This is a genomic window from Paenibacillus canaveralius, assembly GCF_047238265.1.
Lineage (GTDB): Bacteria > Bacillota > Bacilli > Paenibacillales > NBRC-103111 > Paenibacillus_F.
On record NZ_JBDFMM010000001.1, the window covers coordinates 3,394,099 to 3,408,084 of the forward strand.

Sequence of the window (13,986 nt, forward strand, 5' to 3'; positions counted from 1 at the left end):
AGCTAAAAAAGCTCTGGAAGCGCATCAGGCATCAGGCCCGCCGTTCAAATCTTCGCCGTCCCATTCGATGTCGGCCGTCGCCGCATCCTTAAAAGCGGTCCGCTTCCGCAGCGAGTCGAATACCGTTTCGGCCAGACTGCCTGCATGCAGCAAAGGCACCCAGGGGTCCTCCCTGCTGAAAAGCACATCCCGCCCTTTGTGGAAATCGCTGAACCACCGCCTGATTCCGGCGGGCCTGAAGCCGTGGTAAAAGGGATTCCCCAGCATCGCATACCCGATCATCCGGGGAGTTTCCGCAGGCTTGAGGGTTACCGGGCTTGCCGGCCTTACCTGTCCAGCCAATCCTGCCGGCCGGTTGTTCGGCGCATGATCGGTTGATAACTCGCCAGGTTCCCGTCCGCAATCCACAGCCCCGAGAGCAGCGCCTTCCCCGAAAAACTTCTTCGCGGATGTTTCCGGAACCCCTTCTCCCATTCGGCCGAACGGCCTCATCAGCCCGGCGGTACCGGCGAGATGCAGCCCGCTCGTCGCCCTCGGATTGCATTCGAGCACATGCAGGGTTCCGTCCTCTTCCTCTATGTAGTCAAAAGCCACATGCCCCGTAAAATCGAGCTTGCGCACCAGTTCGGCCGCGAAGCTGTCGATTTTCTCGCGCTGTACCGGCTTGAAGTAATAACCCGAAGCCTGGCCGAGCCGGTACAGCGGTTCGTAGGAACCGGAAGCCGTGATTTCACCGTCTGCGGCCAAGTGATAGCTGCACAGCTCCCGGCCCCGGACATACCTTTGCGCGATCCAGGGGCGCTCCAAGGACGGCGCAAATCCTTCCGGAAACCGGGACGGAGCCAGAAGCGCCTCCGAAGCGAAGCGGCTGTATACCGGCTTGAACACGAAGGCGGAAGGATCGCCGAGCTCTGCAAGCCGGTCAGTGGACGTGAGCAGCTTCGTCGCGGGAGTTTTCACGGACATCCCTTCCGTCCGCAAGGAAAATGTCCACTTGTTGTGCAGCGATTTCAGCACCTCGAAATCGTCGCAGAACACGCGGCAGTATCGGGCCAGTTCTTCCCGGCTATGGGCGATATAGAAGATTTCTTCACTCGTGGGCAAAAGCACATCGATTCCTTCCACCCGGATAACGGCCGACAGCGCGTCAATAAATTCCCGGTATCCTTCTCTCGGAGAAGGAACATGGAACAATTTTTTTACCGCCCGTGAACCGCGGCAGACCGGAAATTTTACACTGTCCGCGGCAAAAACATTCCATCCGCAAGCCCGGAATCGTCTCGCCAGATCCAGAGCCGTGTAGGAGCGGCAGCCCGTGAGAAGCACATTCATCTCCTGACGTTCCTCTCCCCGTCTGTCCCGCCATCTGTCTCCACGGAAAAAGCGCGCTCAATTCTGCGCAATTTCGTTAATCCCGGCTGAAACGAGTAAGGCGTAAACGTAATTTCGGGAGGCCGGCAGCCATGCTGCGCGAAAATGCCGGTCAGTTCCCGCCGGAGCGCTCCGGTGACGTCCGGCGCTCCTTCTTTTGTGCGGACCGATACTTGCAGACTTTCCGGACCAAGCTGGACGACTTTGTACTCGGTAATTTCGTCCGAAGCCATCATAACCGCCCGCCGGATAAAATCCGGAAAAAGCGGAACGTCCCCGCCTCCGTCCGTACACCGGCCGAAGAATAAATCGTCCGCGCGTCCGCTGACGGATTCGACCGCCGTGAACACCGAACCGCAGGGACAAGGCTCGGCCCGGAGCGTGAGCAGATCGTTCAGCCGGTAGCGGATAATGGGCTGAGATGTGCGGGAAAAATCCGTAATCACCGGCATGAACGTCCGCCGCTCCGCATCCACGTACTCCCGCTGAATTACGGCGATATCCTCGTTGAGATGCAGCGTCCCGTGCTCGCACGTTGCGCCCAGAAACCCTTCGGTGCACTGGTAAATCTGGTGCAGCCCTTTGCCGAAGGCATGCTCGATCACCTGCCGGTCGATCGGCTCCAGCACTTCCGCGACGGATATGATTTTATCCGGCTCAATCGTCAGCTCCCCCCGCCCTTTCGCTTCCGCCAGCAGCCTGAGCATGGACGGCGGGGCGATCAGAAGAGTCGGCTGGAGCCTGCCGAGCCGCTCGATATGCTCCCGGACGGGGCGGATCATATCGAAGAAGCTGAACCGGATTCTCCGGGACTTTACCGTCTGGTACAGGTTGCTGTCCGCGCGGAGAAAGAAGGCGATGCGGTGCTTGCGCAGCAGAGAGCCCGGCAGCGCCTTCGCCAGTGCGGCCCCCGCCCACGCCGCTCTTTCCCCGGCGCTGACGATGAACAGCCCGCGGCTGCCCGACGTGCCGGAAGAGAGCCCGACGGTAACCCCGTTCAGCTCGGGGGTAAAGTCACGTTCGCGCTCTGCCTGAAGCGCCGCATGGAGCGCTTCGTCCTTCGTGATGCCCGCGGTGTTCAGCTCGTCGAAGCCGTCCATCATGGCCGCCTTGTCTATAGCCGGCCATTCGCGCCAGTTTTCAAGCGGAAGACCGTCATGAAGGCGGGCGTAAAAACGCGACTTGCGCCGGGTTTCTTCGAGAAAAGCACGCACGCGCGCATTTTGCCACGTCTCAAGATCATCCCGGCTTTTCCATCTTCGTTTGTTCCATTTGGTCAACGCGTATTGTTTAAGCAGCAGGGCGAGTTTCACGGGAGTTCAATGCCCTCCTTTCCGCAAAGTTCCCACGCTTCCGCGCAATGGGTAAAAAGAAGGCGCATCCCCGGCTGCCTGCGCTGCAGCTCGACGAGATTGCCGAAAGTGCGTTTGTAGTCCCTCCTGCCGTCAAACAAAATAAAAGCGGGCGGACTCGGCAGCCGGTTTTCCCGGACGGCCTGCGCCGACCAGCTTGCGTCCGCGCCGAGCAGCACGGGATCTCCGTCCGCTCCTTTCAGGAAAACGCCGATCTGGTGCGCGGCATGGCCCGAAAGATCCACGGCGGTCACGCTCCCGTCGCCGAAAAGGTCCCGGCCCCGTTCGAACGGGCGGCATACGGCCGGCAGTTCCGCTTCCGGGAACTGCTCCAGCCAGCTCGCCCGGGCCTCAAAATCCGGTGGAATCAGGTCCGGCAGCACCGCCCTTTTTACCGCGGCCAGCCCTTTTAAAGCAGCGACCGATTCGTAGCCCGCTTTGGAGCAGATCAATCTCGCGTTCGGAAAGTCTCCCAGCCCGCAGATGTGATCTCCATGAAAATGTGAAATAATGACCGCAGTCACGTCCTCCGGAACGTATCCCGCCGCCCTTACATGCTCCGCGGCGGATGAATATCCCGCCGTATCCACCGGAGTCGTCCAGCGGTAGAGGGCATAAGGCATCCGTCTCGTCGCGTCCGCAAACCGGGAGGAATATCCCGTATCAAACAAAATTAACCCTTCGGAAGGATGCTCAATCATAGCAAAAAGACCCGGAAACGCGATGTTCCTCCATTTCCCTCCGCGGATAGACAAACTCTCCAGTTGTTTGCACGTACCTGTGCAGTGCATCGTCAGTTTCATGCTCGCTCCTCCTGTTCCCGCCACCACCGGCTGAAGCGCCGGATACCGTCGGCGACGGACACGAGAGGCTTGTAGCCGAGCTCGCGCTGCGCTTTGGATATATCCAGCGTCTGGCTGAAAGCGAGCAGCGCTACCGTGTATCTCGTGAGCATCGGTTCTTTGCTCACGAAAGGCAGCGCGGCGAAGGCTTCCATTGCAGCGGCGGCACCGTATGCGGCCGGATACGGAATTTTCTTCGCGCGGAAGGGCATCTCCAGCAGCCCGAATAGCTCCGCCAGCAGCTCGTACACATAGACGGGCTCACCGTTGGTGATGTTGTACTTCCTTCCGTCGCAGGCTTGATCGGCGCGGGCGCAGCACAGAAGCGCTTCCGTCACGTTGTCGACGTAAGTGACATCCATAAACGCGCGTCCCCCGCCGAAAACGGGCACGAACTTCTCCTCGTTGGCCCGCAGCAGCCGGGGAAAAATCGCCGTGTCACCGGGTCCGAAAAGCCCTCTCGGGCGAATTGTGATTACCGGAAGCCCGGCCTTATGAGCGGCGTCGAGTTCGTTTTCCGCTTGGCGTTTCGTCTGTGCGTAAGCATTGACTCCTTTTGGCGGCAGGAGTTCATCTTCGGAAATTCCCAGACGGTCCCGGTAATCGAAATAGATCGACGGCGTCGATACGTGAACCAGCCGGCGGACGCCGTGCTCCATGCACCCCCGGATAATCTGCCTCGTCCCCGTCACATTGGAGGTGTAGAAATCCCGGTAAGCCCCCCACGGAGCGGACATCGCTCCACAGTGGAAAACAAGCTCGTGGCCCCGTACGGCTGCCGGCAGCTCCTCAGACGCCAGATCCATCCGCAGGAATCCGGCTCCTTCCAGCATAAGTCTTTTTCCCGCTTCCGGGTTACGGCCTATCGCCGTCACTTCATAGCCTTCCTCCAACAGACGGCGTACCAGATTTCCTCCGAGAAAACCTGTCGCCCCCGTCACCAACGCTTTCATATCAACCATTCCATTCGATGTCGTATGTCGTAATCTCTTTAAGAGGTACGCGTTTTGCCCGCGCCTCTCTCCATAAGTCCAGCAAAATCCGGCCTTGGGCAAGAGCAGGCCCCCAGTCGCCCCGGCTGTAAATCACATCCCTGCCCCGCGCAAGGCTGGCGACCCAATGTCTGAATCCGGCGGGCGTTCGGTTCACGACCCCCCCGTACATCAGCATCGCGGCGGTAATCATGGCGGGACGGCCCCCGGGCGAAGGCGTTATAACCGTGTCCGCGCAGTCCAAAAGAGCCCGGTCTATCCCCTCTTCGGGCGTAAAAAGATGAAGCCCGCTCGTGGCCCGCGGATTGCACTCCAGCGGATAAATGACCCCGGCTTCATTGACGATAAAGTCAAACGCGATTTGTCCCGTAAATGCGGTTTCGCGGACAAATCGCTCCACCCATTCGTAAAGATCCTGCCGGCCGCAAAATTTGAAATAAATACCGGCCCCGCGTCCCGCCGTATAATCCGCGGCATAATCCGCATAGGCGGTCAGGCGGCCTTCATGGGCAATCGCATAGGTGCAGTACTCCCGTCCTTCGACGAAATACTGGGCAACCCACGGGTTCTCCGGCGAAACGGGAATCCGAAGCCTATCTTCTCCCGAAGTGTACAGGCGCATGTGGTTCGCGAATCTGGAGTAAACGGGCTTTAATACCCACTTCCGGCCGTCGTCCTTTTCCTGAAACGCGCGTAATTCCTCATCCGTCTCCATTAGAATCGTATGAGGTGCCGGCAGCCCCATGGCTTCTACAAGCCGGATAAAAGACGCTTTGTCGTGAAGCGCGGTCAGTTTGGCGAAGCTGTCGGTCAGCACGGTGCAGCCGTGGAGCCGGTCCTTGATGGCCGCAATGTAATAGATCTCTTCGCATGTCGGGATCAGCAGATCGATGCGCTGTTCCCTTACAATGTTCTGCAGCGCTTCCGCAAACGCGTCCGGATTTTCCCGCGGCCCCGGAATGCGGGTAAATTTCTCTATGCAGCGGGAAAAGCGCAGCAGAGGGCTCTCCAGACTTTCCGCCGCGCAAATCGTATGGCCGAGGGCGGATAGCTGGCGGGCCAAATCCAGCGCCGCGGGTGCCCGTCCGCCGGTAATCAGGATGCGGCGGCTCTCCGGCTTCTTCCTAATATTCAAGGAGAAGCCCGCCCAGGGACAGTCCCGCCGAGATGCCGATGACGGCCGTCAAATCCCTGCGCTTCAGCCTGCCCAGCCGGACCGCTTCATGCAGCCCCATCGGCAGCGAGGCGGCAATCATATTGCCGTGATGTTCGATGATGTTCATCAGCTTGCCGTCCGGGATTTGCAGCTTCCGCTGCAAAAGCCTCATCGCCATGGCGCTCCCCTGATGAGGAATGACGAGGCCGACGTCTTCCATCGTGACACCGCCTTCTCCGAACAGCTTTTTCAGAAAATGGGGAAGCAGCTTCGACGTTTTCTTAAACAGGGCTTCCCCCTGCATATCGAACAGGAAATCATCTATTCGCTCCGGTTCGTAAGCGATTGACGGCAGCTTGGAGCCGCCACCCCGCACCTCGGAAAGTGCCGCACCCGAGCCGTAGGTTTCTATCCGGGAAGCCAAAATCCCCGAACTTTCGCCCGCAGGCGTTCGCCCGACTACTACGGCGGCCGCTCCGTCCCCGAACAGAATCGCGCTTTCGGACTGGCCGTAATTCAGCCCGACCGAGGCGATTTCCGGGGCCACCAGCAGAACGCGCTCATACCGTCCCGCGTCGATCAGGTAGGAAATCAGATCCAGACCGGCAAGAAACGACAGGCAGGTGGAGTTGACGTCCAGACACGGAATGCCCGAATCGCCCAGTCCCATCTCCCTTTGAATAAGCGCCGCCGTACACGGAATGGGCTGCTCCGGAACCGCATTCGTGCAGATGATGCAGTCGAGCCGGCCCGCTTCCAGACCGGCGTCCGCCAGTGCCGAGAAGGCGGCCTTCGCTCCCATCTGGGACACACTTTCGTTTTCGGCGTAATGCCTGACCTTAACGCCCGATTTTTTATAGACCCAGCCCTCGGGTTTGCCGAGTCTTGCATCCAAATCTTCCGCGGTTACGCGCTTTTCCGGCAGATAAGCTCCAGTTCCCAAAATTTTCACTTGTCTAGTTTTCATGCTGTTTCCGTCACTTTCCGTTTATTTGCAAGCATCCCGCCCCCGGACCGCTCCCGCTCCAAGCGGAAACATAAAAAGGACCCGATGCAGGCAGCGAGTCGAATTGACCTAGTACTTTAGAATCACATTCGACATTTCAGCGCGTTTTCCTGCTTTAGTTAATGCCGATAAGGAGTCTCTTATCCGGCCTCCGCCCTCTTTTTCTATGAAAGAAAGAAGTAGACGGTGACACAAACGGGTTGGACCCTCCTCGCATATCTTACTGCATGACTTTCGATAGATTTTGATAAATGGAGATGAAGCGAGAATGAGCGAAGCTTCCGGAAGCGGCAGAACCCCCATCGATGTACTGATCCCGGCTATCGACAAAGATTTGGAAACTCTCCCTTTCGTAATCGACGGCCTCCGCCGGCATGTCAAGCATCCGATCGGCAGCATTTATATCGTTTCCCCCGACAGTCCCCGGATCAAAAAACTTTGTAAGGTTAAGAAATGCAAGTTTGTGCATGAAAATTCCGTTCTTCCTCTGACGAAAAAAGACATCCGCTACCGTTCCAAACGGTGGGACCGTTCCGGCTGGCTGTATCAGCAGCTGCTTAAGCTGAACGGCGATAAAATTTGCGGAAACCGCTATTTCCTCGTCACCGACGCCGATACCGTGCTTATACGCCCTCACCGGTTTCTGGAAAACGGCAAGCAGGTGTTTTTTACCCGTAATTGGAGCCACACCGAATATTTCCGCATTCATGCCAAGCTTCTCGGGCAGAAAGCCACCTCCCGCCCTTCCTATGTCAATCACTATATGCTCTACGACAAAGTCAAGCTGTCCCGTCTGAAAAAAGCGATCTCGGCCCGTCATAAAATGCCGTGGTACAGAGCCATTCTCAAAAACCTGAATACTGCCAAGCAGTTCGGTTTTTCCGAATTCGAAACGTACGGCAATTTCGTTCATGCCCGGTATCCGGGTACTTCCCTGTTAAAACCCGCCCGCAACAAGGAGTTCAAAAAAAGCATCCGGTTCGTCCCGCACAGTGAAAGGGAGAAATGGGCCGGCAAATTCCGGTCGCTCTCGTTCCATAAACGCGGAGGCTACTATTTCAAAGCCAAGAAGACCAAGTAGCGCCCGGCGCCCGGCTATTTTCTGACCGGAATTTTTCAGACAAGGAGGAAGAGTCGTGAAAATCATTTTGCTGTCGGGGGGATCCGGCAAAAGACTTTGGCCGCTGTCCAACGAAATCCGGTCCAAAACGTTTCTAAAGCTGTTACCGGCGCCGGACGGCGGCAGGGAATCCATGCTGCAGCGGGTATGCAGACAGTTGGACGAGGCGGGTCTGCTCAGTTCGACATCTATCGTTACCCACTTCAGCCAGCTTGAAATCGTCAAAAGCCAGATCGGCGAGAGCATTCCCGTTTTGGCTGAGCCTTACAAGAGAGGAACCTTCACGGCCATCGGCCTCGCGAGCCTGTATCTTCACGCTCAAGGCGCAAGCCCCGATGAAGTTGTCTGCTTTATGCCGGCCGATCCGTTCGTGGATGCCGCTTTCTTCAAGCAGGTCGCCTCCCTTCCTTCCGTGCTCGCGAAGTCCGGCGCCCGCATGGCTCTGATCGGCACCAAGCCGTCCTTCCCGTCCACCCAGTACGGGTATATCGTACCGGCAGCCGTGCCGGACGGGGAGAAAACGCCCTACCTGCCCGTGGAGAAATTCGCGGAAAAGCCCGACGAACAGGGTGCTGCGGCGCTCTTGGCGCGGGGCGCTCTGTGGAACAGCGGCGTGTTCGCTTTCGCGAATGCTTTTATGCTGAAAATATTGGCCTCGCACGGTTTGCCAAGCAGCTGCGAGGAGCTGCTCGGCTTGTACGGGGGGCTGCCGGAACTGAGCTTTGACGAGGAAGTCGTCGAGAAGACGGAGTCCATCGTCGTCCTTCCGTATGAAGGCAGATGGGATGACCTGGGGAACTGGGAAGCGCTCGCTCCGCATCTGGAAAGCCGGGCCGTCGGTCCCGGTGAAGTATCGGACGATTCGGCGGACACGCACATCGTCAACGAGCTTGCCTCTCCTGTCCATGTCATCGACGTATCGGGCATTATCGTGGCGGCAAGCGCCGACGGAATTCTCGTTGCCAGCAAGGCGGGCAGCAGCCGGATCAAGCAAATCAATCCGGGTAAAGACCGGGCTCCCATGTACGAGGAATACAGGTGGGGCACCGTCACTACGCTCGGCCGTACGGAGGACGGCGCGGACGCGGTAATTCGCCGGATCGCCCTGCTTCCCGGCAAATCTTTTCCTTACCGGGCGCATGACACCGCGAAAAAAAGCTGGACGCTGCTGTCCGGTTCCGGCCGGATGATTATGGACGGGCGTTTAACCGCCGTCAAAGCCGGGGACGTCTTTCATCTGGAAGCCGGAACAGGGCACGCCCTGCTGGCGGATTCTTCGGGCCCCCTTGAACTGATCGAGATCGAGTTCGGTCCGGACGAACAAAAATCTGCGCAGGCCGCCCCTTCCTTATCTTGGGAAGAAGCGCTGCTGCTGTGCAAGAAGAGGATGTAAAGCAAGGAAATCCCGCGTATTTGTACTGGCAAGATTGCAATGACGATACGCCTCTTAACCTGAAAGTTTCTTTCGAAACATGGCTGGACTTGTTTGTAGTCTCCCAGGGGTCGGAGTACTGGCTTTGGCCGGGTTTTAAAGCATGAAAAAAGGAAGAAGGCAATTCTCGCCCTTCTTCCTTTTCTTATGCTTTTTCCTTCTATAAGAGAGTTCACTCAGGCCTGCATAATTTACTTACATACTGCGGGTGCCCGCTGGCCTATGATGCCGCATCCGACCGGGAATTATCTTGCTTCTGTCTTGCCTTATCTTGTTTTGGTGCTTCCCCCGCATGCCGGCCTTTCCGTCCCTTCATCCGGAGGCGATTTGCTTTGCTTTTCCCCGTTTAGTCATTCACTTCCACATTCCCGTTCAAGTTCCTGCTTTCGCCCAGATCGTCAAGAAATTGTCTCACAACAGCATAATACCCGTCGGGATCGTCGGAATGAACTCCATGTCCGCAATGTTCAAAAATCTCAAGAGACGTATTCGGCCTCCGGGATTTCATCAGCTCCGCGTGTTCGGCATTCATGACAAAGCTTTTTTTACCGTGAATAAGCAGAATCGGGCATGTCGAAGCCAGCCAGTCCTCCCACCACTGTCCGTTAATGTTTTCCTGGGAAGCCTTCATTCCTTTTAAATCGGTCCGGAATCCCCACCCTCTCTCATCCTCAAACACGCTTTCCGAAAAATAATCGATGGCTCTAAGTCCCAGCCGCGCCAGCGAATCTCTCAAATCCTGCAGGGTCGCGGAACGTTCGGGAAGCTTGTCGGCAAAAGAAAGGTCGGCGTGAATTTCCGCTCCGACGTCTTCGACAATGACGGCCCGCACATACTCGGGGTACCGAGCAGCGAACTGATAAGCATTGACGCCGCCCAGCGAGTGGCCCAGAATAACAACAGGCCGGCCGCCCAGCTCCTGACGGACCAGATTCAAAATATCGGCAACGTAGCTTTCCCGGGAATAATCCGTATCGGCCGGATGTCCGCTCCAGCCGTGGCCCCGCTGATCGAGACCGATCACCCTCCACTCTTTTCTGAGACGGGAGGCCAGATCCGCAAACGTCCCGGCATCGTTCATATGTCCGTGCAGCAGCAGCAGGACGGGTTTATCGTTCCCTCCGTAATCCACGTAAGAAAGCTCATTCGCTCCCGATCTGAAATAACGGCGTTCTGCGGACGATTGTTCTTTACCATATTCCATCTTGGAATCTCCTTTTTCTCGTTCGATTTTATTGAATCTCTCTGGACTTTGTACTCAGTATAACGCATAATAGTGACAACTATTGTCATAATTAAAAAACGATGGAGACTTCCAATGTCTAAATCAAAACGCCTCATGGAACTGATGTTGACGGTAAACCGGAAGCGCAAATTTACGGTAGGGGAGCTCGCGCGTGAATTCGGCGTCTCGCAGAGAACGATTCTGAGGGATTTGCAGGAACTGGGCGAATTGGGGGTTCCCCTTTATTCGGAGGTCGGTCCGCACGGCGGGTATCAAGTGCTACGGGAAAGACTGCTGCCTCCTATCGCCTTTACCGAGGAAGAAGCCGTTGCTATCTTTTTCGCCGTTCACGCCCTCCGGCACTATTCCTCCCTCCCGTTTGAAACGGAGTCTTCCGCCGCCTTGACAAAATTTTACGCCTTCATGCCCGAAGATGTCCGGGAACGTATCGATCAGATGAAAAACCGGGTAGATTTCATTACACCGGTGCGAAGTGCTCCGGCTCCTTTCTTGTCCGTTCTGCTCGATGCGGCCGTTCGCCAGAACGTTCTGCTCATCCGGTACGAATCCCGGGATAAAAGCTCCGACCGCGAAATTCAGCCGATCGGAATATACACAAGAAACGGGCTGTGGTACTGCTCCGCCTACTGCCACCTGTCGGAAGGGATGCGCGTGTTCCGGTGCGACCGCATCCATTCGGCCGTGCTTTCGGCAGTTGAACCGCTGGACCTCCGTCATATTCATCTCGAAAATAAGGTGTCTGCGGAATATAAAACGCGGGACGAAGTGCCGGTATTCGCGGAGCTGACCCGTGAAGGGGTCGAGGCGTGCGAAGCCGAGCCGTGGCCGGAGCCCGGGCTTACGGTCCGCGAAGACGGCTCCGGTTGGCTTCGCGGAACCGTTTCGAAAGAGGATGTGCCCTATTTCGCGAAGTTTTTTATCGGCTTGGGCGGCGAAGCAACCGTGGAGCGCTCACCCGAGCTTCTCGCGGAAATGAAAGCCCTGCTTTCCCGGCTGCTCGGTAAATACGGCTGACAGCCGGGCGCGCGGACGCAAATAAACCGGATCGTGAACTTCACGATCCGGTTTATTTGGCGTTTTAGGGGCGGGCGGGGCGGGTTACCCCTTCAACCCCGGGAACCGCGTTTCCGCAGCCGCGACTATGTCCGCATACACATCCCTAAGCTCGCGTATCGTCAGCAGCTCGGGAGCGGCGGCGATTTCTTCCGCGGTATGGCCGGCCAGCACGCTGTTCAACCCGTCCAGATTAAATTTCAGTTCTTGATGAGACTGGCTCAATTTTTCCAGAACCACTCCGATAAGCGTCTGATAATGCTCCATTCCATCTTGATCTCCCATCTCGTTAAACTTTCGGCGCAGCCTGCCGGAAAACCGGAACAAGCGCGGGATACAACTTCAAATAGCGGGCATATTTGGATTCGTAATGCGCTTTATGCGCCGCAACCGGCCTAAACGTTTCGCAGTTCCGTTTGTTCTTGAACTGCTCGCACAGCCGTTCATAGCTGATTTCCCAGCCCAGGGCGGGAAATCCGAGTATTGCCGCACCCAGGCAGGGCAGAAACTGCGATTCGGAGGGAACGGATACTTCCGTCCCGAAAACATCGGCCAGAATCCGGCACCACTGGCGGCTTCTTGCTCCTCCTCCGATAAGGGTCAGAGAGGCGGCCCGTTCAGACGCCCCCCGCAGCTCCATGACCTGCTTCATCGCGAAAGCGACGCCTTCCAGCACGGCGGCCGCCATATCGGCTTTCGTCGAGGAAGGACGCAGGCCGATGAAGCAGCCCGACGCCTCCTCATCCTGAACGGGGCACCTCTCCCCGTTCAGATAAGGCAGGAACAAGATCGCGTTCCTGCTCCGGTCGGATGCTTCCACAAGGCGTTCGACCGCCTCGTACATATCCTGGCCGTCGTCCGTTCCGGCCGCTTCCGGCCCGAACACCTCGGCGGCCCAATGATGGGCATTGCCCGCGTTCGTCAGCGGAGCGACCTGAATGTAGCGGCCCGGCTCCTCGTAAGCGAGGTTAAACAGCCCCGCCGCAGGGTCAGCCAACCCGCCGGATACGCCGGCTATCCATCCAGTCGTTCCGATGTAGGCGTAAACCTCGCCGGGCTCGTAAACTCCGGCGCCCAGCGTTGCGGCACCCGCATCGCCGATGCCGCACAGAACGGGCGTACCCTCCGCCAGGCCCGTGAGGCGGCTTCCTTCCGCATGCACCTGCCCGGCCGTCTCTCCCGAAGGGAGTATGTCCGGCAGTTTGCCGGCGGACAGTCCCACCCGCACGAGCCAGTCCTCCCGCCACTCTCTCCGCCGGATATCCATGCATCCGGTGGTGGCCGCCGAGGTAGGGTCCGTCACGAAAGCTCCGGTTAGCCGCGCGACGACGTAATCTTTCGAAGAAATCAGATAGCGGCTAGTGCGTGCGTCCGTGTCCGGTTCATGTGTTTTCAGCCAGAGGAGTTTGGGAAACGTTAAAGTTCCGTCCAGCCGGTTGGCGGCGCATCGTACAATCTCTTCTTCCCCGATTTCCCGGCGGATAAGCCGGGCTTCGGCTCCCGCACGGCTGTCCGAGTAAAGAATGGCGGGTCGTACCGCGCGCGCCTGCATATCTACCGGGATACAGTCCTGCATCTGCCCGCTGAACGCGACGAGACCGATTTGTGCGGCGCTAATCCCGATCCCCGTCCACTCGCTCACAATGACGCCTACCGCTTTAAACCACTGATCGGGCTCCTGCTCGATGAAAGGCGGGTCTTGGCGGCAGGTCAGCGGAACGTTCCGTTCGTGAAACAGCTCTCCATCCCTGTTGACGAGAATGCCTTTTACATGGGTCGTACCGATATCAAAGGAGGCTATGTATGTCATCCTTCTCGTTCCTCCGGCTCCTGAAATCTTTTTCCACCCATTATACCAACTTCCGGACTCCGTCTACAAAAAAGAAAAAGAGGCCCGCCCCTCGGGACGGCATCCTCTTACGACTTCCGGCTTTCTAGGCCCGGTCCCTATGCTTAAGGCTTTTTAGACTTAGGCTCGGTCCCCATGCTTAAAGCTCTTTAGACTTAAGGTCTCGGTTGTTTGTTGTAGCCTCTGTCGCCATAGGGCTGAAGACGGTCCAGCCACTTTTGTTCCATTTTTTTCAGCGCGTCTTTCAGATCGAAATAGCCGGTTTTTTTCTTTTCGACAATTTCCAGAATCTCGAACGCAAAATTTTCTTCGCCCAGCTCCGTCCAGTCTTTCTGCAGCTCCCTGTTTAGATGAGAACCTAGGTTGAGTTCAAACTTCCGTCCGTTGAGACCTTTAAAATTCGGGGAACTTTCTATGAAAATCTTGCCGTTCGTCGTATTGCGGATCTGATAAACCCCGGCTTCGGTCTCCATTTCTTTAAACTGCCGAATCAGCTCTGCCCTTCTGTTCATCGCTCTCTCCTCTTTCATTAAACTAAACGATAATTATATTTGTTTGTACTATATC

General features: G+C 57.1%; 13 protein-coding genes. 3 read left to right on the forward strand and 10 right to left on the reverse strand.

Translation table 11 applies throughout. The features are described from left to right. Positions 1-24: 24 nt before the first annotated feature. The 6 genes from ABC395_RS15210 to ABC395_RS15235 are packed head-to-tail and all read right to left on the reverse strand — an operon-like array spanning position 25 to position 6,680. Complete coding sequence (locus ABC395_RS15210; RefSeq protein ID WP_413004346.1) at positions 25-1,332, reverse strand: ATP-grasp domain-containing protein; 1,308 nt, start codon at positions 1,330-1,332, stop codon at positions 25-27. Then, positions 1,329-2,684: a F390 synthetase-related protein gene (locus ABC395_RS15215; RefSeq protein ID WP_413004348.1), complete on the reverse strand. Its 1,356-nt coding sequence runs from the start codon at positions 2,682-2,684 to the stop codon at positions 1,329-1,331. The genes ABC395_RS15210 and ABC395_RS15215 overlap by 4 nt, the downstream gene beginning before the upstream one ends. Continuing rightward, a complete protein-coding gene (locus ABC395_RS15220; RefSeq protein WP_413004350.1) occupies positions 2,681-3,526 on the reverse strand; it encodes an MBL fold metallo-hydrolase in 846 nt (281 codons plus the stop codon). Before ABC395_RS15220 ends, ABC395_RS15215 begins: the two co-directional genes overlap by 4 nt. Continuing rightward, complete coding sequence (locus ABC395_RS15225; RefSeq protein WP_413004352.1) at positions 3,523-4,527, reverse strand: NAD-dependent epimerase/dehydratase family protein; 1,005 nt, start codon at positions 4,525-4,527, stop codon at positions 3,523-3,525. The genes ABC395_RS15220 and ABC395_RS15225 overlap by 4 nt, the downstream gene beginning before the upstream one ends. After that, on the reverse strand, positions 4,520-5,692 hold the full coding sequence (locus ABC395_RS15230; RefSeq protein WP_413004354.1) for an ATP-grasp domain-containing protein: 1,173 nt from the start codon (positions 5,690-5,692) through the stop codon (positions 4,520-4,522). Before ABC395_RS15230 ends, ABC395_RS15225 begins: the two co-directional genes overlap by 8 nt. Next, positions 5,682-6,680 carry a beta-ketoacyl-ACP synthase III gene (locus tag ABC395_RS15235; protein ID WP_413004356.1) on the reverse strand — a complete coding sequence of 333 codons (999 nt, stop codon included), beginning with the start codon at positions 6,678-6,680 and terminating at the stop codon, positions 5,682-5,684. Before ABC395_RS15235 ends, ABC395_RS15230 begins: the two co-directional genes overlap by 11 nt. 307 nt (positions 6,681-6,987) lie before the next feature. Here ABC395_RS15235 and ABC395_RS15240 point away from each other — a divergent pair, with 307 nt between their 5' ends. Together ABC395_RS15240 and ABC395_RS15245 are read left to right on the forward strand one after the other, a co-directional pair. Beyond that, a complete protein-coding gene (locus ABC395_RS15240; RefSeq protein ID WP_413004358.1) occupies positions 6,988-7,800 on the forward strand; it encodes a DUF6492 family protein in 813 nt (270 codons plus the stop codon). A gap of 55 nt (positions 7,801-7,855) precedes the next feature. After that, a complete protein-coding gene (locus ABC395_RS15245) occupies positions 7,856-9,232 on the forward strand; it encodes a sugar phosphate nucleotidyltransferase (RefSeq protein WP_413004360.1) in 1,377 nt (458 codons plus the stop codon). 385 nt (positions 9,233-9,617) lie between these two features. On the opposite strand, the gene ABC395_RS15250 is transcribed toward ABC395_RS15245, so the two are convergent. After that, positions 9,618-10,475: an alpha/beta fold hydrolase gene (locus ABC395_RS15250; RefSeq protein ID WP_413004361.1), complete on the reverse strand. Its 858-nt coding sequence runs from the start codon at positions 10,473-10,475 to the stop codon at positions 9,618-9,620. Positions 10,476-10,589: 114 nt separating this feature from the next. Here ABC395_RS15250 and ABC395_RS15255 point away from each other — a divergent pair, with 114 nt between their 5' ends. Further along, complete coding sequence (locus ABC395_RS15255) at positions 10,590-11,531, forward strand: helix-turn-helix transcriptional regulator (protein WP_413004363.1); 942 nt, start codon at positions 10,590-10,592, stop codon at positions 11,529-11,531. 84 nt (positions 11,532-11,615) lie between these two features. Here the strand turns inward: ABC395_RS15255 and ABC395_RS15260 are convergent, their stop codons facing one another. The 3 genes from ABC395_RS15260 to ABC395_RS15270 form a co-directional block, all read right to left on the reverse strand. After that, positions 11,616-11,837, reverse strand: coding sequence for a hypothetical protein (locus tag ABC395_RS15260; RefSeq protein WP_413004365.1), 222 nt, complete (start codon positions 11,835-11,837; stop codon positions 11,616-11,618). A 22-nt stretch (positions 11,838-11,859) separates the two neighbouring features. Then, positions 11,860-13,380, reverse strand: coding sequence for a xylulokinase (locus ABC395_RS15265; RefSeq protein WP_413004367.1), 1,521 nt, complete (start codon positions 13,378-13,380; stop codon positions 11,860-11,862). Between the two features lie 194 nt (positions 13,381-13,574). Next, positions 13,575-13,931, reverse strand: a complete 357-nt coding sequence (locus tag ABC395_RS15270) for a GIY-YIG nuclease family protein (RefSeq protein WP_413004369.1) — start codon at positions 13,929-13,931, stop codon at positions 13,575-13,577. Between the last annotated feature and the right edge of the window lie 55 nt (positions 13,932-13,986).